Source organism: Psychrobacter sp. Ps6 (genome assembly GCF_022129235.1).
In the GTDB taxonomy this organism is placed as follows: domain Bacteria; phylum Pseudomonadota; class Gammaproteobacteria; order Pseudomonadales; family Moraxellaceae; genus Psychrobacter.
Map to the genome: position 1 here is coordinate 1 of NZ_JADQAI010000054.1, position 1,130 is coordinate 1,130.

The 1,130-nt window shown below is 35.7% G+C and carries 1 protein-coding gene; it reads left to right on the plus strand.

Translation table 11 applies throughout. The features are described 5' to 3' along the window. Positions 1-527 precede the first annotated feature (527 nt). Positions 528-1,130, plus strand: a 603-nt coding sequence (locus I3255_RS13610; RefSeq protein WP_238039285.1) for an SIR2 family protein, incomplete at its 3' end; no start/stop codon positions are given.

The following is a 1,130-nucleotide window of genomic DNA, read 5'->3' on the forward strand; positions in this document are numbered from 1 at the left end:
CCTGAAGCGTTTCTACACCATTCTATATTGAATATCTCATTATGGAATGGTCTTTTCTTTTTTGGTATAAATAACAAGGCATTAGGTATTATTTTGTATGGGGAATTTATTGATTTTTCGTATTGTTACATTGATAATACGTGAGCAATTTGATGCGTATTGATAGAACGTCTATGGGTAAGCTTAGTAGGTATTAAGGCTGGATTGAGAGCTAGTTGCTTAGATAGAAAGTTATGAAACTAGCGATTTAATGCCCCTTTTCTTGCTAGCCTCTAAATTTTTGGACAATTTTTTGTATCAATTGGCTTACTTTTTATAATGCTAAAATAGCCTACAGTACTGGTGGCTAATCAATCTGTATCAAATTATCTACCGTTGGAGACTCAAACATGCAAAGAGAACACTCGTTTTTGAACTCGATACTAGAAAATGCATACAGCTCAGTGGATTAATTGAATATACTAATTCAAATGTTGGTGAAAACACAGCAATGCTCAATAATACAATTGCCGCTGGGGGAAAACTTTATGCTAAAAGGTTTTGATATAACTAAAGCGAAAACTCAAGAAGTAGATATCGAGCTGCTCAAGCGAAGAATCTCTACAGGTAAAGCTATAGTCTTTACAGGCGCTGGCTTTTCTTTTGGAACAACAAACGTTCTGAATACTGTTCCCCCCATGGCAGGCGCACTTGCAAAAAAGCTATGTTCACTATCAAAGTTGGAAGAATCAGATGATTTGATGTTCGCTGCCGATGTGGCAATTGAGTATATAGATCATGACTCCATATTAGAATTACTTAAAGATAACTATACTCTTAAAGCGGTATCGCATATCCATGAGAACATATGTAAGCTTCCATGGAGAAGGTTTTTTACAACTAACTATGATAACTCTATTGAACTAGCGAGCTTAAATGCAGGTAAGCGCATCGAATCTGTAGATTTATCATCTAATCCGACGACCTACTTAAGAAAGGATAATGTTTGCCTTCATATCAACGGAAAAATTGAAGGTGCGGAACCCGAAGATTTAATATCTACAATCAAACTTTCAGACTCTTCATACCTTTCTCCTGATTCTTTCGTAAATTCCGATTGGTATTATCACTTCAAGAAAGACTTGGAAACT